The 20,200-nt window shown below is 63.2% G+C and carries 19 protein-coding genes and 1 tRNA gene; 10 read left to right on the top strand and 10 right to left on the bottom strand.

Annotated elements, in window-relative coordinates; translation table 11 throughout:
• Positions 1 to 80 precede the first annotated feature (80 nt).
• The gene (locus tag AACO21_RS12760; protein ID WP_346192904.1) at positions 81 to 1,580 is read left to right on the top strand and encodes an acetyl-CoA hydrolase/transferase family protein; all 1,500 of its coding nucleotides are present in this window, start codon (positions 81 to 83) and stop codon (positions 1,578 to 1,580) included.
• Between the two features lie 90 nt (positions 1,581 to 1,670).
• Here the strand turns inward: AACO21_RS12760 and AACO21_RS12755 are convergent, their stop codons facing one another.
• Positions 1,671 to 2,579, bottom strand: coding sequence for a DMT family transporter (locus AACO21_RS12755; protein WP_346192903.1), 909 nt, complete (start codon positions 2,577 to 2,579; stop codon positions 1,671 to 1,673).
• Between the two features lie 107 nt (positions 2,580 to 2,686).
• Between AACO21_RS12755 and AACO21_RS12750 the strand changes: the two genes are divergently transcribed.
• A complete protein-coding gene (locus tag AACO21_RS12750; protein ID WP_346192902.1) occupies positions 2,687 to 3,637 on the top strand; it encodes a LysR substrate-binding domain-containing protein in 951 nt (316 codons plus the stop codon).
• Here AACO21_RS12750 and tsaD read toward each other — a convergent pair.
• Positions 3,607 to 4,626, bottom strand: coding sequence for a tRNA (adenosine(37)-N6)-threonylcarbamoyltransferase complex transferase subunit TsaD (gene tsaD / locus AACO21_RS12745; protein ID WP_346192901.1), 1,020 nt, complete (start codon positions 4,624 to 4,626; stop codon positions 3,607 to 3,609). The two genes, AACO21_RS12750 and tsaD, sit on opposite strands and share 31 nt — an antisense overlap.
• A gap of 157 nt (positions 4,627 to 4,783) precedes the next feature.
• Here tsaD and rpsU point away from each other — a divergent pair, with 157 nt between their 5' ends.
• The 6 genes from rpsU (at position 4,784) to rpoH (ending at position 10,405) form a co-directional block, all read left to right on the top strand.
• Positions 4,784 to 4,996: a 30S ribosomal protein S21 gene (gene rpsU / locus AACO21_RS12740; protein ID WP_275708197.1), complete on the top strand. Its 213-nt coding sequence runs from the start codon at positions 4,784 to 4,786 to the stop codon at positions 4,994 to 4,996.
• Positions 4,997 to 5,087: 91 nt separating this feature from the next.
• On the top strand, positions 5,088 to 5,534 hold the full coding sequence (locus AACO21_RS12735) for a GatB/YqeY domain-containing protein (protein WP_346192900.1): 447 nt from the start codon (positions 5,088 to 5,090) through the stop codon (positions 5,532 to 5,534).
• 9 nt (positions 5,535 to 5,543) lie between these two features.
• On the top strand, positions 5,544 to 7,289 hold the full coding sequence (gene dnaG, locus AACO21_RS12730; RefSeq protein ID WP_346192899.1) for a DNA primase: 1,746 nt from the start codon (positions 5,544 to 5,546) through the stop codon (positions 7,287 to 7,289).
• Positions 7,290 to 7,329: 40 nt separating this feature from the next.
• Complete coding sequence (rpoD, locus tag AACO21_RS12725; RefSeq protein WP_346192938.1) at positions 7,330 to 9,315, top strand: RNA polymerase sigma factor RpoD; 1,986 nt, start codon at positions 7,330 to 7,332, stop codon at positions 9,313 to 9,315.
• A gap of 12 nt (positions 9,316 to 9,327) precedes the next feature.
• Positions 9,328 to 9,404 (top strand) — tRNA-Ile (locus AACO21_RS12720).
• 143 nt (positions 9,405 to 9,547) lie between these two features.
• Complete coding sequence (gene rpoH, locus AACO21_RS12715; protein WP_346192898.1) at positions 9,548 to 10,405, top strand: RNA polymerase sigma factor RpoH; 858 nt, start codon at positions 9,548 to 9,550, stop codon at positions 10,403 to 10,405.
• A gap of 110 nt (positions 10,406 to 10,515) precedes the next feature.
• On the opposite strand, the gene napH is transcribed toward rpoH, so the two are convergent.
• From napH to AACO21_RS12675, 8 genes are all read right to left on the bottom strand, one after another.
• The gene (napH, locus tag AACO21_RS12710; RefSeq protein ID WP_346192897.1) at positions 10,516 to 11,385 is read right to left on the bottom strand and encodes a quinol dehydrogenase ferredoxin subunit NapH; all 870 of its coding nucleotides are present in this window, start codon (positions 11,383 to 11,385) and stop codon (positions 10,516 to 10,518) included.
• Positions 11,382 to 12,263, bottom strand: a complete 882-nt coding sequence (napG, locus tag AACO21_RS12705; protein WP_346192896.1) for a ferredoxin-type protein NapG — start codon at positions 12,261 to 12,263, stop codon at positions 11,382 to 11,384. Before napG ends, napH begins: the two co-directional genes overlap by 4 nt.
• Before the next feature lie 77 nt (positions 12,264 to 12,340).
• Positions 12,341 to 13,123: a TatD family hydrolase gene (locus tag AACO21_RS12700; protein ID WP_346192895.1), complete on the bottom strand. Its 783-nt coding sequence runs from the start codon at positions 13,121 to 13,123 to the stop codon at positions 12,341 to 12,343.
• Complete coding sequence (locus AACO21_RS12695; protein ID WP_346192894.1) at positions 13,117 to 14,370, bottom strand: D-amino acid dehydrogenase; 1,254 nt, start codon at positions 14,368 to 14,370, stop codon at positions 13,117 to 13,119. The genes AACO21_RS12700 and AACO21_RS12695 overlap by 7 nt, the downstream gene beginning before the upstream one ends.
• Positions 14,367 to 16,526, bottom strand: coding sequence for a bifunctional (p)ppGpp synthetase/guanosine-3',5'-bis(diphosphate) 3'-pyrophosphohydrolase (locus AACO21_RS12690; protein WP_346192893.1), 2,160 nt, complete (start codon positions 16,524 to 16,526; stop codon positions 14,367 to 14,369). The genes AACO21_RS12695 and AACO21_RS12690 overlap by 4 nt, the downstream gene beginning before the upstream one ends.
• Before the next feature lie 15 nt (positions 16,527 to 16,541).
• Positions 16,542 to 16,748 carry a DNA-directed RNA polymerase subunit omega gene (gene rpoZ / locus AACO21_RS12685; protein WP_346192892.1) on the bottom strand — a complete coding sequence of 69 codons (207 nt, stop codon included), beginning with the start codon at positions 16,746 to 16,748 and terminating at the stop codon, positions 16,542 to 16,544.
• A 19-nt stretch (positions 16,749 to 16,767) separates the two neighbouring features.
• Positions 16,768 to 17,376: a guanylate kinase gene (gene gmk, locus AACO21_RS12680; protein ID WP_346192891.1), complete on the bottom strand. Its 609-nt coding sequence runs from the start codon at positions 17,374 to 17,376 to the stop codon at positions 16,768 to 16,770.
• Positions 17,377 to 17,396: 20 nt separating this feature from the next.
• Positions 17,397 to 18,263, bottom strand: a complete 867-nt coding sequence (locus AACO21_RS12675) for a YicC/YloC family endoribonuclease (RefSeq protein WP_346192890.1) — start codon at positions 18,261 to 18,263, stop codon at positions 17,397 to 17,399.
• A gap of 76 nt (positions 18,264 to 18,339) precedes the next feature.
• Between AACO21_RS12675 and AACO21_RS12670 the strand changes: the two genes are divergently transcribed.
• Together AACO21_RS12670 and AACO21_RS12665 are read left to right on the top strand one after the other, a co-directional pair.
• Positions 18,340 to 19,287 carry a serine/threonine-protein kinase gene (locus AACO21_RS12670; protein WP_346192889.1) on the top strand — a complete coding sequence of 316 codons (948 nt, stop codon included), beginning with the start codon at positions 18,340 to 18,342 and terminating at the stop codon, positions 19,285 to 19,287.
• Positions 19,284 to 20,198 (top strand): protein phosphatase 2C domain-containing protein, encoded by a 915-nt coding sequence (locus AACO21_RS12665; protein WP_346192888.1) that lies wholly within the window; start codon positions 19,284 to 19,286, stop codon positions 20,196 to 20,198. Before AACO21_RS12670 ends, AACO21_RS12665 begins: the two co-directional genes overlap by 4 nt.
• The last annotated feature ends 2 nt before the right edge of the window (positions 20,199 to 20,200 follow it).

Here is a 20,200-nt window from a genome sequence, read left to right as displayed (position 1 = left end):
CTCCGGTTTTTCAGCCCGCCTCGTGCGGGCTTTTTTCGGGTCCATGCCGCCCGCCCACCTTTTCCAGGAGTTTGCCGTCGATGTCTGCCTCGTCCCGTATTCACCACGCCGCGCTGCGCAGCAAGATCATGTCCGCCAGCGAAGCGGCCGCCCTCATCCCCGCCGGCGCCAATGTCGGCATGAGCGGCTTTACCGGCGCGGGTTATCCCAAGGTCGTGCCCAAGGCGCTGGCCGAACGCATGCTGGCCGCCAATGCCGCCGGAGAGACCTTCCGCATCGGTGTGTGGACGGGCGCCTCGACCGCCCCGGAGCTGGATGGCGCGCTCGCGCAGGTGGATGGCGTGGAACTGCGCCTGCCCTACCAGTCCGACCCGATCTGCCGCCAGCGCATCAATGCCGGCCAGATGGAATACATCGACATCCACCTCTCGCACGTGGCCCAGTTTGTCTGGTCCGGCTTTCTCGGCAAGCTGGATGTGGCCGTGGTCGAAGTGGCCGGCATTCTGGAAGACGGGCGCCTGATCCCGTCGTCGTCCGTCGGCAATAACAAGACCTGGCTCGATCAGGCCGACAAGATCATCCTGGAGGTCAATCGCTGGCAAAACCCGGCGCTCGAGGGCATGCACGACATCTATTACGGCACGGCCCTGCCGCCGCACCGCAAGCCGATTCCCATCCTGCGCCCGGACGACCGGATCGGCGATGCGTATTACCGCGTCGATTCCAGCCGCATCATCGGCATCGTCGAGACCGATCATCCCGACCGCAACACGCCCTTTACCGCGCCGGATGAAAACTCGCGCCGCATCGCCGGCCATATTCTCGATTTTCTCCGGCACGAAGTCCGCAAAGGCCGCCTGCCGGCTAACCTGCTGCCCCTGCAATCCGGCGTCGGCAATGTCGCCAATGCGGTGATGGCCGGGCTGCAGGCCGGTCCGTTCGAGAATCTGACCGCCTACACCGAAGTGTTGCAGGACGGCATGCTCGACCTGATCAAAGCCGGCAAACTCAATTGCGCCTCGGCCACCTCTTTCTCGCTCAGCCCGGACGCCTTGAGCGAACTGTATGCCGACCTGGGACGCTACAAGGACAAGATCATCCTGCGCCCGCAGGAGATCAGCAATCACCCGGAAGTCATCCGCCGCCTGGGCGTGATCGCCATGAACGGCCTCATCGAAGCCGATCTCTACGGCAACGTGAATTCCACGCACATCAACGGCAGCGCGATCATGAACGGGATCGGCGGCTCGGGCGACTTTGCCCGCAACGCCTTCATTTCCATCTTCATGACCCCGTCGACCGCCAAGGGTGGCTGCATTTCCTGCATCGTCCCCATGGTTTCGCACGTTGACCACACCGAGCACGACGTCCAGGTCATCGTCACCGAACAAGGCCTGGCCGACCTGCGCGGTCTCTCGCCCAAGCAGCGCGCCCGCCAGATCGTCGAGCACTGCGCCCATCCCGACTTCCGTCCGGCCCTGCGCGACTACCTGCGCCGCGCCGAAGCCAGCAGCCCCGGCCAGCACACGCCGCATCTGATGGAGGAAGCCTTCAGCTTCCTGCGGAACTGGCAGGGGTAAAACCGCCCAAGGCTGGGCCATGATGCCGGCGCCAGCATGGCCGCTTCTCCGACGGTCGACCGCCGGAGAAGCCCAAAAATCAGGCGGGCTTCAGCGGGCGGCTTTGCGCGTCACCAGCAGCACGCCGCCGACCACCAGCGCGGCGCCGCCGATTTGATGCAGGGACATCGGCTCCTTGAGCAGCGTCCAGCTGAACCCCAAGGTCAGCATCGGGCCCAGGGTGCCAATCAGGACAGAGCGGGCCGAGCCGATGCGGCGGATGGCGGCGGATTGCCAGAAGACGGGCAGCACGGTGGAAAAAACAGCCATCCCCGCGCCGTAGGCATAGACCGGCCAGGGCTGGATGAGGGCGGAGAGCGGTTCGCTGATCAGGAAATGGGCTTGCGCCGCGGCTGTCGAGACAAGCAGCGCCAGCGTCGAAAAGCGGGTTGAGCCCAGACGATGCACCGCCACCTCCGTGCCGGCGCTATACAGCGCATAGGTGAGCGCCGAGCCGAAGACAAACCCCGCGCCGATCCAGACACTGCGCAGGTCGCCGGCAATCTGCAGATCATGCGCGAAGGCCAGGCCGATCCCGGCATAGGAAAGCAGCACGGCCGGAATCAGGCGGCGGTCGAACTGCTTGCCGAGAAAGAGCACGCCGATCAGGATGGTCAGCGTCGGATAGGTAAAGAGGATGAGGCGCTCCAGGCCGGCGGAAATGTATTGCAGGCCCATGAAGTCGAGCATGCTGGAGGCGTAGTAGCCGAGCAGGCCGAGCGCGACGAGCATGCCCCAATCGCGCCGCGTCAGCGCATCGCCGGCGCGCAGGGCAGACCAGCCGGCAATCACGAAGAAAGGCAGCGACAAGGCCATGCGCAGCGCGAGCAGGGTCACGGCCTCGACCGGAGCCACGGCATAGGCGAGCTTGACGAAGATGGCCTTCAGCGAAAAGCCGAAGGCAGCCAGCAGGGCGAAGGCGACGCCGACCTTTTCGGTCGACCAGGATTTCCAGGGCATGGGTGACTTTCGATCGCCAGGATTTGGCATGCACGAATGATGCGACCACAAAACCCAGCTTACAATTGGCCTTTCCGCAAGCCAGCATTCGTCCAGAACGAACCCTGATGCAATACGACCTGACCGACCTGCGCCTCTTTGTGGCCATTGCCGAGGCACGCAACCTGACCCGTGGCGCCGAGCGTAGCCACCTTGCGCCCTCCTCGGCCAGCCATCGCATCCGCCTGCTCGAAGAAGTCATCGGCACGCCGCTGCTCATCCGCCAGGCGCGCGGCGTCGGGCTGACGCGGGCGGGTGAGGCCCTGCTCCGCCATGCCCGCCAGGTCTTCGCCCAGCTCGAACAGATGCACGCCGATCTGGCGCCCTTCGCCACCGGCGTGCGCGGCCATGTCAGCCTGTGGGCCAACACCCACGCCACGCACAGTTTTCTACCCGACGATCTGGCCGAGTTCCTGCGGGCGCATCCCCAGGTCAGTGTCACGCTGGAAGAACGGACCAGCCCGGAAATCGTGCTGGCCGTGGCGCGCGGGGAGGTGGAGGTGGGCGTGGTCGCCGAGCGCGTGGAAGGGGCCGATGTCGAACTGCTGCCCTACCGCGCCGATCGCCTGGTGCTCATTGCCCCGCCCGCGCATCCGCTGGCCCGGCTGGGCGTGACGGCCTTTGCTGACGTGCTGGACCATCCCTTCGTGATGCTGCATGCCGGCTCGGCCATCCATACCTTCACGATGAATACGGCCGCCGCGCTCGGACGTCATCTGGATGTGCGCATCCAGGTGCGCAGTTTCGAGGCGGTGTGCCGCATGGTGGCGGCCGGGGTCGGGCTGGGGCTGGTGCCGCGCAGTGCCGTGAGCGGCGGGCTGGCGGCCCCCACCGTCATCGAACTGGCCGAGCCCTGGGCGCAGCGCGACCTGCAGGTCTGCATCCGCGCCCGGGACAATTTGTCAGGCTTTGCGCAAGCGCTCGTTGAACGGCTATTGGCCTCCGCCCCACCGAGCGCCACGGTACCCGCGCAGGGGCAGGAGGCGGCTCAGGCGCCCATCAAGGGCCAGCGCGGCTGAACGGCAAAGGCGCCGGCCGGCTTGGCCGGTGTGCCGGACTGCAGGCGCAGGCAGCCGGCCAGGGCGATCATCGCGCCGTTGTCGGTACAGAATTCAAGTTCCGGGTAATAGACGCGGAAGCGCTTGCGTTTTGCCTCCTCGTCGAGGGTCGACCGCAGCTGTTTGTTCGCGCCCACCCCGCCGGCCACGACCAGTTGCTTGAGGCCGGTCTGCTTCATGGCCTTGAGCGACTTCTTGACCAGCACCTCGACGATGGCTTCCTGAAAAGCACGCGCGGCATTGGCACGGAAGGCCTCGTCAAGCGGGGCCTCCCCTTGTTCGCGAACCAGCGTGAGGACCGCCGTCTTGAGGCCGGAAAAACTGAAATTGAGGTCTGCCGAATGCAGCATCGGACGCGGCAGTTCATAGACGCCCGGCGTCCCGGTTTCGGCCAGACGGGAGAGCAAGGCGCCCCCCGGGTACGGCAGGCCGAGCAGCTTGGCGCTCTTGTCGAAGGCTTCGCCTGCGGCATCGTCCAGCGTTTCACCCAGCAGTTCGTACTCACCGACGCCCGTCACCTTCATCAGCTGCGTATGCCCGCCGGACACCAGCAGGGCCACGAAGGGAAAGGTTGGCGGCGTTTTCGACAGGAGCGGCGAGAGCAGGTGACCTTCGAGGTGATGCACCGGGATGGTCGGCTTGTCGATCGCCACGGCCAGCGCTTCGGCAAAGGCGCAGCCAACGAGCAAGGCGCCAGAGAGACCGGGACCACGGGTGTAGGCCACGGCATCGATGTCGGCCAGCGATTTTCCGGCATTTTCCAGGGTCGACCGCAGGAGCGGCACGACGCGCCGGATGTGATCGCGCGAAGCCAGTTCCGGCACCACGCCACCGTATTCGGCATGCATGGCGACCTGGGAGTGCAGGGCATGGGAAAGCAGGCCGGCATCGCTGTCGTAGAGCGCAATACCGGTTTCGTCGCAGGAGGATTCAACACCAAGGATCAGCATAGCCGGCAGATTTTAACATCAGCCCCGACGATTAATGCTTGATCAGAAAAGGTTTTACCCCCTATACTGTTGGGCTTGCCGCATTTCTGCGGACAAAATTTGCGCGCACCATCCCAAACTTGACCGGATGGGCGCCTGACGGAAGGGGGTGATATCTATGCCGAATATTCGTGTCAAGGAAAACGAGCCGTTCGAAGTTGCAATCCGCCGCTTCAAGCGCACGGTCGAAAAGACCGGTCTGTTGACCGAACTGCGCGCCCGTGAGTTTTATGAAAAGCCCACCGCCGAGCGCAAGCGTAAGCTGGCTGCCGCCGTCAAGCGTCATCACAAGCGCATTCGCAGCATGACCCTGCCGCCGAAGCTGTACTAATCGTACGCATCGCAGCACGAAGAGCCGCCAGCCCTCTAAGCCGGCGGCTTTTTTCATTGTTTTCAGCCCTTTTGTTTGCATCCATCACACCATGAGCCTCAAAGCACGCCTCTCCGACGACATGAAATCGGCCATGAAGGCCAAGGAAACCGGTCGCCTCGCCGCGATCCGCCTGCTCATCGCCGCCATCAAGCAAAAGGAAGTCGATGAACGCATCGAGCTCGACGACACCGCCGTCGCTGCCGTCATCGAAAAACTGGTCAAACAGCGCAAGGACTCCGTCACGCAGTACGAGGCCGCTGGCCGCCAGGACCTGGCCGATGTCGAAAAAGCCGAAATCGCCGTGCTCTCCGCCTATCTGCCGGAAAAAATGAGCCACGACGAGATCGCCGCCGCCGTGGCAGCAGCCATCGCCCAGACCGGCGCCACCGGCCCGGCCGACATGGGCAAGCTGATGGCCGTCCTGAAGCCGCTGCTGGCCGGCAAGGCTGACATGGCCGAAGTCTCCAAGCTGGTGAAGGCCGCACTGGCCGGCTAAGCCCAGACGATGATCCCGGAGAGTTTCATCCAGGATCTGCTGGCCCGGGTCGACATCGTCGACCTGGTGGACAGCTACGTCCCCCTCAAGAAAGCCGGCGCCAACTACTCCGCCTGCTGCCCCTTCCATAACGAGAAAACGCCGTCGTTTACGGTCAGCCCGAGCAAGCAGTTCTATCACTGCTTCGGTTGCGGCGCCCACGGCACCGCCATCGGCTTCGTCATGGAATACCAGGGCCTGGGTTTCGTTGACGCGATCAAGGACCTGGCCGGCCGCGCCGGCATGGTCGTCCCGGAAAGCGAAGGCGGACAAGCGCGCCAGGAAAACGGCGGCCAGTTGCGCGCGCTCGTCGAGATCATGGCGCGGGCGGCACAGTACTACAAAGAGCAGCTCAAGCGCTCGCCCAAAGCCATCGAATACTGCAAGAAGCGCGGCCTGACCGGCGAGATCGCCGCCCGCTACGGCATGGGCTACGCGCCGGATGGCTGGCAGAACCTGCAAGCAGTTTTCCCGGATTACAACGCCGACGCCCTGAAGGCGGCCGGCCTGGTCATCGAGAATGAGGCTGGGCGACGCTACGACCGCTTCCGCGACCGCCTGATGATCCCCATCATCAACCAGAAGGGCGAGATCATCGCCTTCGGCGGCCGGGTCATCGATCAGGGCGAACCGAAATACCTGAACTCACCGGAAACGCCGCTCTTCGAAAAGGGGCGCGAGCTGTTCGGGCTGCCGCAAGCCCGCCAGGCACTGCGCGAAACCAATACCGCCATCGTCACCGAAGGCTACATGGACGTCATCGCCCTGGCCCAGAACGGCGTCGGCAACGCCCTGGCCACGCTCGGCACAGCCACCACCCCGACGCACGTGCAAAAGCTGCTACGCCAGGTGGACCGCATCGTGTTCTGTTTCGATGGTGACAACGCCGGACGCAAGGCTGCCTGGCGCGCCCTCGAAAATGCGCTGGAAGCCCTCGCCGACAACAAGCAGATCGGCTTCGTTTTCCTGCCTGCCGAACACGATCCGGACAGTTTCATCCGGGCCCACGGCAAAGCCGCCTTCGATCGCGAAATCACCCAGGCGACGCCGCTCTCCGACGTCCTGCTGCGCGAGCTGGCCAACCGCTGCGACCTGACCAGCGCCGAAGGCAAGGCCAAGCTGATTTACGAAGCCAAGCCCCTGCTGCACAAGCTGCCCACGCCGCTGCTGCGCCTGCAGCTCGTCAAGCGCCTGGCCGAGGCGAGCGGCTTCGACCAGCGCGAGGTCGAACGCCTGTGCGAGCTGAAATCCTACACGCCGCCTCCACCGCCCAAGGCCAAGCGCACCGCGCCGTCACTGACACGCAATCTGCTGCGCATTGTCCTGCACAAGCCCGCCCTGGCCGCCGAACTGCCGCTCGCGCTCCTGCCCGACACGCCGGAGCGCCCGGCACTGACCCGCCTGCACGCACTGGTCTCGGCCCAGCCGGGCAACGCGAGCTACGCGATCCTGCGCGAGCAGCTGCGCGGCCTGCCGGAAGAGCAGATGATCGAAACCAGCGCGTCGGAACTTCTCGCGCTGCCGTTTGACGAAAGCGAAGCCGAGACCGAATTCCGCGACACGCTGAACAAGCTGCAGGAAGGCGACACCAAGCGGCAATTCGAGGCCCTCCAGACCAAGGCGCAGCAATTTGGCGTGGCCGGCCTCTCGGCCGAAGAAAAACAGCTGTACATCCAGCTGCTGACCGCCCGCAATCGCGGACCGGAACAGCGCTAACCTATGGTAGAATTTGAAGTTTTCCGAAAATCAAGGGACAGTGTTCATGGCCAAGGCAAAAGACACCGCTAAGGAAGCCCCCAAGGCTCGCACCAGCAAAGCCAAGGAAAAGGCGGCCGAAAAGGCGCTGCTTGAAGGCGCCATCGCCGATACGCCCGAACCGCTCGACGCCGAGACGCGCAAGACGCGCCTCAAAGCCCTCATCAAGCTGGGCAAGGAACGCGGTTACCTGACTTACGCCGAGATCAACGACCACCTCCCGGACGACGTCGTCGACGCCGAATCCATCGAGGCCATCATCTCGACCTTCAGCGACATGAGCATCCAGGTGTTCGACGAGGCCCCGGCCGCCGAAGACCTCCTCATGTCCGACACGGCTGCTGCCGCCACCGACGACGAAGAAGTCGAAGAGCAGGCAGAACAGGCCCTCTCCTCCGTCGACTCCGAATTCGGCCGCACCACCGACCCCGTCCGCATGTACATGCGCGAAATGGGCTCCGTCGAGCTGTTGACCCGCGAAGGCGAAATCGAAATCGCCAAGCGCATCGAAGAAGGCCTGAAGCACATGGTGCAGGCCATCTCCGCCTGCCCGACCACGATCGCCGAAATCCTCGACATGGCCGCCAAGGTCGAAACCGAGGAAATGAAGATCGACGAACTGGTCGACGGCCTGATCGACCCGAACGCGGTTGAAGAAGCCCCGGCTCAGGAGATGCCTGAAGAAGAGGACGAAGAGGACGAGGACGAAGACGAAGACGGCGAAGATGACGGCGCCGCAGGCGGTGCCGCTGCAGCCTCGCTGATCCAGCTCAAGGCCGATGCCCTGGAGCGCTTCAACACGATCAAGGCCCTCCATGCCAAGATGCTGAAGGCACTGGCCAGCAAGGGCTCGCAGGACAAGACCTACCTCAAGCTGCAAGGCCAGATTTCCGACGAACTGACCAACATCCGCTTCACGTCGCGCGCCATCGAGCGTCTGTGCGACAGCGTGCGCGGCATGGTCGATCAGATTCGCGGCTGCGAGCGCAAGATCCAGCAAATCTGCGTCGACCGCGTGAAGATGCCCCGTCCGCACTTCATCAGCGTCTTCCCGGGCAACGAAACCAACCTCGACTGGGTGGACGGCGAAATCGCCGCCGCCCCGAAGACCTACGTCGCCATCCTGACCCGCAATGCGCCGGCCATCAAGGAAGAGCAGAAGAAGCTGCTCGCGCTGCAGGACAGAACCGGTATTCCGCTCAAGGAGCTGAAGGACATCAACAAGCAGATGTCCACCGGCGAAGCCAAGGCCCGCCGCGCCAAGCGCGAGATGACCGAGGCCAACCTGCGTCTGGTGATCTCCATCGCCAAGAAGTACACCAACCGTGGCCTGCAGTTCCTCGATCTCATCCAGGAAGGCAACATCGGCCTGATGAAGGCGGTGGACAAGTTCGAATACCGTCGCGGCTACAAGTTCTCGACCTACGCCACCTGGTGGATCCGTCAGGCCATCACCCGCTCCATCGCGGACCAGGCCCGTACGATCCGGATTCCGGTTCACATGATCGAAACGATCAACAAGATGAACCGCATCTCCCGCCAGATCCTGCAGGAAACCGGCGCCGAGCCGGATCCGGCAACGCTGGCCAAGAAGATGGACATGCCCGAGGAAAAGATCCGCAAGATCATGAAGATTTCCAAGGAGCCCATCTCCATGGAAACCCCGATCGGCGACGACGACGACTCCCATCTGGGCGACTTCATCGAGGACACCGCAACCCTGGCCCCGGCCGATGCTGCGATGTACTCCAGCCTGCGCGGCGTGACCAAGGAAATCCTGGACACGCTGACGACGAGGGAAGCCAAGGTCCTGCGCATGCGCTTCGGCATCGAAATGAACACCGACCACACCCTTGAGGAAGTCGGCAAGCAGTTCGATGTGACCCGCGAGCGTATCCGCCAGATCGAAGCCAAGGCCCTGCGCAAGCTGCGTCATCCGAGCCGCTCCGACAAGCTGCGCAGCTTCCTCGACCAGGGCAACAGCTAAGCGTTCATTGGCGGGGCTGTAGCTCAGTCGGTCAGAGCAGAGGACTCATAATCCTTTGGTCGTGGGTTCGAACCCCACCGGCCCTACCATCCCAGAAAACCCCGGTTAATACCGGGGTTTTTTATATGCACTGTCGACACATTCAGTCACAGAAAAGCCTCGCTGCTTATTAGCACTCCCCCTGGGTGAGTGCTAGAATCAAGTTGTAACCGTTACTGGAGAGTTCAACGCAATGACCCACGCCTTGGCGCTTCCCGTCCCGTCCGCAGTTGGTAACATCGACGCCTACATTCAGGCGGCGAACCGCTACCCGTTGCTCACAGAGGCAGAGGAGACCCGGCTGGCAGAGCGCTTCCGCGACGATGGCGATGTGGAAGCAGCGCGTCAGCTGGTGCTGTCGCATCTGCGTCTTGTCATTTCGATTGCCCGTGGCTATCTCGGCTACGGCCTCCCCCATGCCGACCTGATCCAGGAAGGCAACATTGGCCTGATGAAGGCCGTCAAACGTTTTGATCCGTCGCGCGGCGTCCGCCTAGTCTCCTTTGCGATGCACTGGATCAAGGCGGAAATTCACGAATACATCCTGAAGAACTGGCGTCTGGTCAAAGTGGCCACGACCAAGGCTCAGCGTAAGCTGTTCTTCAACCTGCGCAGCCTGAAGAATGACTACGAAGGCATCGACACCCTTTCTGGCACACAGGCAGCGGAAGTCGCCGCGCGCCTGGGCGTGAAGGCGGAAGAAGTCGTCGAGATGGAAACCCGCCTGACCGGCCGCGACCTGGCGCTGGATGGCAACCCGGATGACGGCGAGGACAGTTTCGCCCCCATCGATTACCTGGCCGACTCCCGCTACGAGCCGGTGCGCGTACTGGAGAACAAGGCGGCGGCCCACCTGCAGAGCGAAGGCCTGCACGCCGCTCTGGAAGCCCTGGACCCGCGCAGCCGCCGTATTGTCGAGGCACGCTGGCTGGCCGAAGGCGATGCCGCCACGCTGCATGAACTGGCGGCTGAATTCGACGTGTCAGCCGAACGCATCCGTCAGATCGAAGCCAAGGCCCTGCAAAAAATGCGCGGCCTGCTCGCAGCCTGAGTAGCGGCAGACACGAGCCCGACGGTCAACGCCGCATCAGGCAACAAAAAGGGACGCCCAGGCGCCCCTTCTTTTTGAGCTGGATTTGGCACTTCCCGTGCCGTCGACCGTCAGACACGTTCCTGCGTATTCGAACGCAGGCTGTAATTGAAGACATCCTTGGCGCAGATATCGATACAGCGCCCGCAGTTGGTACAGGCCGATGCCAGAATGACCGGCGCCACGGCCTTCGCTGCGCCTTTCAGGGCCGGGCGGATGACCTGCGGCTCCGGGCAAACCTCGAAGCAGTCCATGCAATCGTTGCAAGCAGTGCGCTTGGCGGCCGAGACCCGCAGCGGACTCCAGCGCCCAAGCAGGCTGTAGAAAGCGCCCACCGGGCACAGCCGCCCGCACCAGCCACGGCTCATCACGAAGAGATCGAAGCAGAAGATGACGAGGGCGACGGTCCACGCTGCGCCCATGCCAAAAATCAGGCCGCGATGCAGCATCGACACCGGATTGATCAGCTCCCACAGCACCACGCCGCTCAAAGCCGAACCGACCAGGGTCATCCCCAGAATCCAGTAGCGGGTTTCGCGCGCCAGATGCACGCTGCCCTTGACGCCCAGACGATCGCGCAACCAGCCCGCCGCATCGGTCACGACATTGACCGGACACACCCAGCTACAGAACACCCGCCCGCCAACCAGGAAGTAGAAGGCCAGCACGATCAGCGCCCCGACCAGCCCCAGGGTTTCCGGCAGATGACCGGTCACCAGGGCCTGCAGCACGACATACGGGTCGGCCAGCGGCAAGGTATCGAGGGTGTAGCTGTAATTCAGGTTGCCCTTGACGAGCCAGATGCCGGCCAGCGGTCCGAGCAAAAACAGCCCCAGGATGCCGAACTGGCTCAGGCGACGCAGGATCAGCCACTTGTGCGCGGCCAGCCAGCCTTTTTCAGCAACGGCATCCGCCCCGATTGGCTTGTTGAGGCGGCTCATGGCTTGTCTCCCAGCCCCGGCGGCGTGCTCGGAATGACCCCGGCGGCACTGCCGGGCATGCCGCGCGCCGGCGCGGTGTGCCCGCTCGCCGGATCATAGTGCCCGGGCAGCACCGCGCCATCCGGCAGGCGATCCGGCAGATCGAGCATCTTGGATTCATCGATCAGGGAGTGCCCCGCTTTCTTCTGCTCCTCCCAGCCCACGCGGTAATGCTTGCCGAGCTCGCCCTTGGCCAGCTTGGGCGGCAAGACGCGGATGGCCGCTTCTTCCAGCACGCAGGATTTTTCGCACTTGCCGCAGCCCGTACAGTGGTCGGAATGCACCGTCGGCAGGAACATCGCGTGGCGCCCGGTGCGCTCGTTGGGGAGCTTTTCCAGGGTGATCGCTTCATCGATCACCGGACAAACCCGATAGCAGACATCGCAGCGCAGGCCGAGGAAATTCAGGCAGGTTTCGTGGTCGATCAGCACTGCCACACCCATCTTCGCCTTGTTGATGTCGGTCAGCGCATGATCGAGCGCCGTGGTCGGGCAGGCCTTGATGCACGGAATGTCCTCGCACATCTCGCAGGGGATGTTGCGTGCCGTGAAGAACGGTGTGCCGGTGGCCACCGGGTCTTCCGGCTTGGCGAGCACCAGGGTGTTGTAGGGACAATCGCGTACACACAGGCCGCAGCGGATGCAGGCCCCGAGAAAATCGTTTTCCGGGAGTGCGCCGGGCGGTCTCAGCGCCAGGGCGGGCAGGGCTTTGGATTGCTTGGCATAGAGGCCGAGCCCGAGGCCCAGCATACCGACCCCGCAGGCCATTTTGGCCACATCGAGGAAAAACTGCCGACGGGCAGCGCCACTCGCGGCAGGAGGGCTATTCGTCGTTTTCATGTTCCGGCTGACTTCAAATCCGTCAAGTCTGCAGTGTAGTCCATCAGACTTTTCGAATACTTAAGCCAGATCAAACGCTAATCCTGCAGCCCGTCCTGCGCCAGCCCGGGCAGCACCGCACGGGCATTCGCCGTGGTCTGCGCCATCACCTGCTCGACGCTGATCCCGCGCAATTCGGCCAGCACACGCGCCATCGCCGGCAGTTGGTCCGGCGTATTCCGCCCGCCATGCAGCCAGGCCGGCGGAATATCCGGGGCATCGGTTTCCAGGACGATGCTCTCCAGCGGCAGTTCGGCGGCCAGACGGCGAATCCGGGTCGAGCCGCTAAAGGTCATGGCGCCGCCAAAGCCCAATTTGAAGCCCAGCTTGATGAACGCCTCGGCCTGCTGCGCACTGCCGTTGAAAGCGTGGGCAATGCCGCCGCGAACACGATGGCGGCGCACGCCCGCGAGCACGGCATCCACCGCCCGCCGCACATGCAGCAAGACCGGCAGGTCCGCGCCACGGGCCAGGGTCAATTGGGCCTCGAAACAGGCTTGCTGGCGCACCGGATCCAGTCCGGGGACAAAGTAGTCCAAGCCGATTTCGCCCACGGCGATGGGGCGCGCCTGCTCAAGCCAATGCGCCAGGATTGCCATGTCATCCTCGCCGGCCTGCATGACGTAGAGCGGATGAATGCCGTAGGCGGCCACACAGCCGGGATAGCGCGCCGCCACCATTTTGGTCTTTGAAAAGCCGTTGACCGTCACCGCCGGGATGATGATCTGCCGTACGCCAGCTGCCCACGCTGCCGCTTGCACCGCGTCGCGGTCGCCATCGAATTCGGCCGCGTCGAGGTGGCAATGCGTGTCGATCAACATGCCATGAAGGGGAAAGTCGGCGCCGGGCGACGCCCGCTGATCAGATCGGCCAGGGCCGCACCGGAACCACAGGCCATCGTCCAGCCCAGGGTGCCATGGCCCGTGTTGAGCCACAGGTTGTCGTAACGACTGGCGCCGATGCACGGCACATTGGAGGGCGTGGCCGGACGCAAGCCGCACCAGAAGGCCGGCTCGCCAACGTACTCAAGATGCGGAAAGAGTTCGCGCGTGCGCGCCATCAGGGCCTCGCAGCGCACCGGATTGAGTTCGAGGTTGTACCCGTTGAACTCAGCCGTTCCCGCCACCCGCAAGCGGTTCCCCAGACGGGAAAAGACAATCTTGCGACCGTCATCGGTGAGACTGACCTGGGGGGCCAGCGTGCCCTCGGCCAGGGTCAGCGTGGCCGAATAGCCCTTCGCAGGATAAACCGGCACGCGCACCCCCAGCGGGTTCAGGAGCACGGGCGAATAGGCGCCCAGCGCGACCACGTAGGCATCGGCGGTGAGCAGTTCCTCACTCTCAGCGCCCCGCACGACCACACCGGCAATGCGCCGCCCGGCCGGGGCGATACGGTCAACCGTCAAACCGAAGCGAAAATCGACGCCCGCCGCCTGCGCCCGCTCGGCCAGGGCGCGGGTGAAGCGATGCGCATCGCCGGATTCGTCCGACGGGGTGTAATCGCCGCCCACCAGATAAGCACGGGCATCCCGCAAGGTCGGCTCGATTTCCAGGCAGCGATCGACGTCGACCGGCTCCCGATCCAGCCCGAAGCTGCGCATCAGGCTGGCAGCCGCTGCCGCCTGAGCGTATTCGGCCGGATCGGTGTACAGATGCAGGATGCCGCGTTCGAGGTGATCGTAGTGCAGCCCCGTCTCGGCCCGCAGGGCTTGCAGGCAGCCCCGGCTGTAGAGCGCCAGATTGACGATGGCTTCGACATTGCGCCGCGTCCGCCCGGGCAAGCACTCCGGCAGGAAACGCAGCCCCCACAGCCACTGCGCCAGATCGGCCCGCCAGCGCCAGAGCAGCGGCGCATCCTCGCGCCCCAGCCAACGCATCAGGTGGGCAAAAACATGCGGATTGGCCCAGGGCTCGGCATGCGAGACGGAAATCTGGCCGCCATTGGCGAAACTGGTTTCATTGCCGGCAATCGGCTGACGATCGATGACCGTGACCGTATGACCGGCTTGCTTCAAATACCATGCGGTCGTGGTGCCGACGACGCCGGCCCCCAGGACGAGGATATTCAAGCCTCGCCTCCCCTTTCGCGGACAATCCGGGCGACTTCCGGGATATGACGCATGCCGCGCATGACCGCAGCCAGATGCGTCCGGTGCGCCACCTGGATGGTGAAGTGGAGGATGGTAAACAGGCGTTCAGGGTCGGAATCCATGGCCACATGCTCGATGTTCGAGCCGGCCTCGGCAATCGCCGCCGCCACCTGGGCAAGCACGCCACGCGTGTTCTTGACCTCGACCCGGATGCGGATATCGAAAAGCTTGCCTTCTTCCGGCTCCCATTCGACATCGATCCATTTTTGCGGTTCGGTCGAACGCGACTTGCGGATGGTCGGACAATCGTGGGTGTGGATGACCAGCCCACTGCCCTTGCGGATCGAACCGATGATCGGATCGCCCGGAATCGGCTGGCAACACGGGGCCAACTGGATGGCCATGCCTTCGGTGCCGTGAATCGCCAGGGTCATGTTGCCCGGCTTGTCACCCGCCATGTCTTCCCGCGCCAGCAGGCGACGCGCCACGACGGACGGCAGACGCTTGCCGAGGCCGATGTCGGTATAGACATCTTCCATCGACTTCTGCCCCCCCGACTTGACCAGGGAATCCCAGGCTTCGCCCGGGATCGAAATCGGCACTACGCCAAGGGACAAGAGCTCCTGGCGTAGTAAGCGCTCACCTAGACGCGCCGATTCTTCATTCTGCATTGTCCGCAGGAAATGACGAATCTTGCTGCGCGCCCGCCCGGTCTTCACATAGGTCAGCCAGACCGGGTTGGGTGTAGCCTTGCCCGAAGTGATGATCTCGATCATGTCGCCATTGCGCAGTTCGGTACGCAAGGGTGCAAGGTCGTGGTTGATACGGGCCGCCGAACAGTGATGACCGACATCGGTATGCACCGCATAGGCAAAGTCGACCACGGTCGCCCCTTGCGGCAGCGCCATGATCTTGCCCTTCGGCGTGAAGACATAGACCTCGTCGGGGAAGAGGTCGATCTTGACGTTCTCGAAGAACTCGGCGGAGTCGCCGCTCTGCATTTCGAGCAGCGACTGCAGCCATTTGTGGGTCTTGATCTGCAGGTCGGCCCCGGACTCCTCGGCCTCCTTGTACAGCCAGTGCGCAGCCACGCCTTCCTGGGCCACATGGTGCATTTCCTGGGTGCGGATCTGCACTTCAACCGGCGTGCCATACGGGCCGATCAGCGTGGTATGCAAGGACTGGTAGCCATTCGCCTTGGGAATCGCGATGTAGTCCTTGAACTTGCCCGGCACCGGCTTGAACAGGCTGTGCAAGGCCCCCAGCGCCAGATAGCAGGTCGGCACATTGTCGACGACGACGCGGAAGCCGTAGATATCGAGCACCTGTGAGAAGGAGAGCTGCTTGTCCTTCATCTTGCAGAAGATCGAATAGAGGCTCTTCTCGCGCCCGAAGACATCGGCTCGCAGGCCGGCCTGGGCCAGCTTGCCACGAATGGCGTCGAGAATCCGGGTCAGCAGTTCCTTGCGGTTGCCGCGCGCCGCCCGCATGGCGCGCGCCAGCACTTCGGCGCGATGCGGGTGAATCAGGCGGAAGCAGAGATCCTGCATCTCGCGGTACAGCTTGTTCAGCCCAAGGCGCAGGGCGATCGGGGCGTAGATTTCCAGTGTTTCGTTGGCAATGCGCCGCCGCTTGTCCAAGCGCATGGCGGACATGGTCTGGAGATTGTGCTGACGGTCGGCCAGCTTGATGAGCACCACGCGCAGGTCGCGTGCCATGGCCATCAGCATCTTGCGGAAATTTTCCGCCTGCGCCTCCTGATAGGAGGCAAATTCCATCTTGTCCAGCTTGGACAAGCCATCCACCAGCTCCGCAACGCCCTTGCCGAAGCGCTCGGCGAGCTCCTGCTTGCTCGTCCCGGTGTCTTCCAGCACGTCATGCAGCAGCGCCGCCATCACGGCATCGGCATCCATGCGCCATTCGACGACGGCACCAGCCACGGCCAGCGGGTGGGTAATGTAGGGTTCGCCCGACATGCGCTTTTGGTGCGCATGCGCCTGCGCCGCAAAGGCGTAGGCTTCCTCGATCAGCGCAACCTGCTCGGGCGTCAGGTAATCGAGGCTATCAAGAAAGACCCGGTAGGCCGGGTCCTCCTGAGGGGGCGGGAAAGGAGACGAGCCAGGGGTCATCTGCATTCACCGCCCGAAGAATCAGGCCTGGCCGCGATTCAGCACTTCCAGACCGACTTTGCCGGCAGCCATTTCGCGCAGGGCGACGACAGTCGGCTTGTCCTTGCCGCATTCAACCAGCGGGGTGGCGCCGTTAGCGATCTGGCGAGCGCGGTGGGCAGCAGCCAGGGTCGCCTGGAAGCGGTTCGGAATTCGTTTCAGACAATCGTCGATGGTAACGCGGGCCATGGGTAAAACCTCGGAAAATTCAGATCAAACGGGTGAAGAGTTCGGCATGCCGCGCCGCTTGCGCGGCCTGGCGGAGACGGGATGCACGCACAACGGCGAGCAGATCGGCCAGCGCCTCTTCCAACTGGTTGTTAATAATAACATAGTCGAATTCCCCGACATGGCGCATCTCGGCCTGCGCTGCGGCAAGACGCCGCGCGATGACCTCGGCGGCATCGGTGCCGCGCCCGGTCAGACGGCGCTCCAGCTCTGCCATCGAGGGCGGCAGAATGAAGATGCCGATGGCCTCCGGGAACAATTTACGGACCTGCTGCGCACCCTGCCAGTCGATTTCGAGCAGCACATCGCGCCCTTCGGCAAGACGATCGGCAATCCACTTTTTCGACGTGCCGTAGAAATTGCCATGCACTTCGGCCCATTCCAGGAACTCGCCGCGGGAAATCATGCCGCGAAAATCGTCGACCGTCGTGAAATGGTATTCCCGCCCGTTCTGCTCGCCCGGACGTGGGCTGCGGGTGGTATTGGAAATGGAAAGCTGGATATCGGCCTGACGCTCCAGCAACAGGCGAACCAGCGTGGTTTTACCGGCACCCGAAGGGGCTGCCACGACGTAAAGATGACCGGACATATTGATGCGTCTTCCTGACCTTATTCCAGATTCTGAATCTGCTCGCGCATCTGTTCGATGAGCAGTTTGAGATCCATCGAGGCTTGCGACACTTCCGTCACCGCCGACTTGGAGCCGAGGGTATTGGCCTCGCGATTGAGTTCCTGCATCAGGAAATCGAGACGCTTACCGCAGGCGCCGCCCTGTTTCAGGATGCGCTCGACTTCGTCGAGGTGGGTGGTCAGCCGGGACAGCTCTTCCGCCACGTCGATCCGCGTTGCGAAAACCGCCACTTCCTGCAGGATGCGGTCGTCGTTGGCATTGCCCAGGGCCTCGGTCAGACGCTGGCGCAGCTTGTCGGTAAACAGGGCCTGCGCTTCGGGAATGCGCGGCGCAACGCGGCGCACGATGTCGCGCATGGCATTCACGCGGTCGACGATCATGGCGGCCAGTTTTTCACCTTCACGGCCCCGCGTCGCGGTGAAGTCATCCAGCGCTTCACGCGCCAGGGCGAGGACTTCCGGATTCAGGGCGGCGTAGTCGATGCTCTGGTCGCCAAACATGCCGGGCCAACGCAGGACTTCGCCGACCGACAGCGGCGAGGCATCGGGCAACTCGGCACGAACGCGGGCATCGAGCGCCTTCAGGCTGCCGAACAGAACGTCGTTGAGTTCCAGCTGCTCGCCGCGCAAGGCGGTGGCATTGAAGGACAAACGGCATTCGACCTTGCCGCGCGTCAGACGACTGGCGAGCAATTCGCGCAGGGGCATTTCCAGCGCGCGCAGGTCTTCGGCGATGCGGAAATGAAAATCGAGATAGCGTGAATTAACGCTTTTAAGCTCAAGTTGCAGCGTCCCGCGCGACAAATCGCGCGTTTTGACTGCATAACCGGTCATACTGCAAATCATCGGGAAAATTCTCCAGCTTTACAGGCCGGACAACACGCCCGAAAATGCCTGAATTCCGATCATACCCGCGAGATAGATGGCGCAACAAGCCAATCAGCCGCTCCCAGACGGCCATCCGCTCGAAGAATACGTCATCGAACGCCAGCTCTCGCTCGGCGGGTTTTCGATCGTCTATCTGGCGACGGGGCCGGACGGCAAGCAAGTCGCGATCAAGGAATACCTGCCCAACAGCCTGGCCCTGCGCAGTGACGGCACGGTCATGCCGCAGGTGGCGCCGGAAAACCAGGCCGCCTTCCGTTACGGCATGAAGTGTTTTTTCGAGGAAGGCCGCTCGCTGGCCCGCCTGTCGCACCCGAACGTAATCCGCGTGTTGAATTTCTTTCGCGCCAATGAAACCGTGTATATGGTCATGGAGTACGAACATGGCCGCACGCTGCAGGAATTCATTCACAAACATCGGGGCAACATCAGCGAGCGCTTCATCCGCGGTGTGTTCACCCGCCTGCTGAACGGCTTGCGCGAAGTGCATGCGCACAAGTTGCTGCACCTTGATCTGAAACCGGCCAACATCTATCTGCGTAGCGACAACACCCCCGTGCTCATCGACTTCGGCGCCGCTCGCCAGACCCTGGCCAGCGAGCAGCCCATCCTGAAGCCGATGTATACGCCGGGCTATGCCTCGCCCGAGCATTATGGCTCGCGCAAGGATCTCGGCCCCTGGAGCGACGTGTACAGCATCGGTGCCTCGATGTACGCCTGTCTGGCGGGGGGCGCCCCCCCCGCTGCCGACGAACGGATGAAGCGGGATACCCTGCAACCGGCCATGATGCGCTGGGAAGGTCAGTACTCCGACCGCCTGCTTGAGATCATCGACTGGTGCCTGAACCTGAACCATCTGTATCGCCCCCAGAGCGTCTTCGCCCTGCAAAAGGCGCTCGTTGAAACCGCCGAGCCGCCCAGTGCGCCGCCCCAGAAGGGCTGGGTCAACCGCGTCGTCGACAAGCTCTGGAAGCCCATCCTATGAGATTCACGATTTATCAGGAGAGCCGCCGCGGCGGCCGCGCCAACAACGAAGACCGCATTGCCTACAGTTATTCGCGCGATGCGCTGCTGATGGTGATTGCCGACGGCATGGGCGGCCATCACTATGGTGAAGTGGCGGCCCAGATCGCCGTTCAGACCTTGTCCGACGCTTTCCAGCGCGATGCCCGCCCCCGGCTGACTGATCCCTTCCTGTTTTTGCAGAAGGGGATCATGAATGCGCACTGCGCAATCCTCGACTATGCCAGCCAGCATCGACTCAACGATGTCCCGCGCACCACCTGCGTCGCCTGCGTCATCCAGGACGACATCGCTTACTGGGCCCATACCGGCGACTCCCGCCTGTACTTGATCCGGGATGAGCGCATCATCGCCCAGACGCGCGACCATTCACGCATTCGCCAGTTGGTGGATGAAGGCCTGATCACCGAAGATCAGGCGAAAACCCACCCGGAACGTAACCTGATTTACAACTGCCTGGGTAGCCCGCGCTCGCCGGAAATCGAATTTTCCCGCAAGACGCCGTTGCTCGACGGGGACATCCTGCTTTTGTGCACCGATGGCATCTGGGGCGTCCTTCCACCCGACATTCTGGTTGCCACGCTGACCAGCACCAATCTGATGCAGGCAGCGCCCGCCCTGATGAACCGGGCCGAGCGCTTTGCCGGACCGCGCGGCGACAACCTCTCCGTCGTCACGGTGCGCTGGGAACAGAGCTATGTCGACGAAGGCAGCAGCATCTCCACCCACACCATGAGCCAGGAAGACGTCACGACCCGGCTCGACGAGTTCGGCCGTAACCCGGACTACAAGAGCGACCTGTCGGATGACGAGATCGAACGTGCGATCGAGGAAATCCGCGCCGCCATCGACAAATACACGCCGAATACCTAAAG

The organism is Dechloromonas sp. ZS-1 (genome assembly GCF_039649255.1).
In the GTDB taxonomy this organism is placed as follows: Bacteria; Pseudomonadota; Gammaproteobacteria; order Burkholderiales; family Rhodocyclaceae; genus Azonexus.
This window is presented reverse-complemented; position numbering and strand designations above follow the sequence as displayed.

What these genes read in the sequence shown, in the direction of transcription:
- rpoZ (WP_346192892.1), bottom strand. Translation starts at nt 16,748, where the DNA reads ATGGCCCGCGTTACCATCGACGATTGTCTGAAACGAATTCCGAACCGC.
- rpsU (WP_275708197.1), top strand. Translation starts at nt 4,784, where the DNA reads ATGCCGAATATTCGTGTCAAGGAAAACGAGCCGTTCGAAGTTGCAATC.
- AACO21_RS12755 (WP_346192903.1), bottom strand. Translation starts at nt 2,579, where the DNA reads ATGCCCTGGAAATCCTGGTCGACCGAAAAGGTCGGCGTCGCCTTCGCC.
- tsaD (WP_346192901.1), bottom strand. Translation starts at nt 4,626, where the DNA reads ATGCTGATCCTTGGTGTTGAATCCTCCTGCGACGAAACCGGTATTGCG.
- AACO21_RS12675 (WP_346192890.1), bottom strand. Translation starts at nt 18,263, where the DNA reads ATGATTTGCAGTATGACCGGTTATGCAGTCAAAACGCGCGATTTGTCG.
- AACO21_RS12690 (WP_346192893.1), bottom strand. Translation starts at nt 16,526, where the DNA reads ATGCAGATGACCCCTGGCTCGTCTCCTTTCCCGCCCCCTCAGGAGGAC.
- AACO21_RS12760 (WP_346192904.1), top strand. Translation starts at nt 81, where the DNA reads ATGTCTGCCTCGTCCCGTATTCACCACGCCGCGCTGCGCAGCAAGATC.
- dnaG (WP_346192899.1), top strand. Translation starts at nt 5,544, where the DNA reads ATGATCCCGGAGAGTTTCATCCAGGATCTGCTGGCCCGGGTCGACATC.
- gmk (WP_346192891.1), bottom strand. Translation starts at nt 17,376, where the DNA reads ATGTCCGGTCATCTTTACGTCGTGGCAGCCCCTTCGGGTGCCGGTAAA.
- AACO21_RS12670 (WP_346192889.1), top strand. Translation starts at nt 18,340, where the DNA reads ATGGCGCAACAAGCCAATCAGCCGCTCCCAGACGGCCATCCGCTCGAA.
- AACO21_RS12750 (WP_346192902.1), top strand. Translation starts at nt 2,687, where the DNA reads ATGCAATACGACCTGACCGACCTGCGCCTCTTTGTGGCCATTGCCGAG.
- napH (WP_346192897.1), bottom strand. Translation starts at nt 11,385, where the DNA reads ATGAGCCGCCTCAACAAGCCAATCGGGGCGGATGCCGTTGCTGAAAAA.
- AACO21_RS12735 (WP_346192900.1), top strand. Translation starts at nt 5,088, where the DNA reads ATGAGCCTCAAAGCACGCCTCTCCGACGACATGAAATCGGCCATGAAG.
- napG (WP_346192896.1), bottom strand. Translation starts at nt 12,263, where the DNA reads ATGAAAACGACGAATAGCCCTCCTGCCGCGAGTGGCGCTGCCCGTCGG.
- AACO21_RS12700 (WP_346192895.1), bottom strand. Translation starts at nt 13,123, where the DNA reads ATGTTGATCGACACGCATTGCCACCTCGACGCGGCCGAATTCGATGGC.
- AACO21_RS12665 (WP_346192888.1), top strand. Translation starts at nt 19,284, where the DNA reads ATGAGATTCACGATTTATCAGGAGAGCCGCCGCGGCGGCCGCGCCAAC.
- rpoH (WP_346192898.1), top strand. Translation starts at nt 9,548, where the DNA reads ATGACCCACGCCTTGGCGCTTCCCGTCCCGTCCGCAGTTGGTAACATC.